The 508-nt window shown below is 69.3% G+C and carries 1 protein-coding gene; it reads right to left on the minus strand.

Annotated features, from left to right (window positions below):
- Positions 1–508 (minus strand): hypothetical protein (locus tag MOV74_RS40180; protein ID WP_246933106.1); only part of this gene is annotated, 508 nt, incomplete at both ends.

Raw genomic sequence — 508 nt, forward strand, 5'->3', positions numbered from 1 at the left:
GCCATCGCGGCCGGTCGGCCAGGCCGTGATGATGCTGGGCTCGCCGGGGCGCGGGCGGGCTTCGATCCGGGCCGACATCCGCCCGAGCAGGAGCGGGGTCTTGTCGAAGCTGCCGCTCTGCTGATCGTAATTGCAGGCAAAGCCGGTTGGGCAATCGAGCGCCGACCAGATGAATTCGGGTGCGACCAGGCCATCCTCGGCGGCGAGGCTCGGATCCGGCGTCCAGCTTGCTGCGAGAACGGCGGTATGTGCGTGACGGCTGAGCGGCCCGGCGAAGATGCGCAGGCCGTCGCCTTTCGCCCGCGCGGGACCACATACGAAACAATTCGGCAACGGATGCTCGTGCGGCCTAGACAGCGCCAGCAATTCGGCCGCGCCGGCTTCCGGCAAACCGGCTTTCTCCACGCGCGCAAGCTCGATGCTTGCCGCGCGCCCGGTCGCCATGACCTTGGCGCCGTCGCGAAGCTCCCATGTGCCGTCGTCCGTCGCGCTCGCATCGAGCGGCGTG

This window comes from Bradyrhizobium sp. SHOUNA76, from assembly GCF_023006445.1.
Classification (GTDB): Bacteria; Pseudomonadota; Alphaproteobacteria; order Rhizobiales; family Xanthobacteraceae; genus Bradyrhizobium.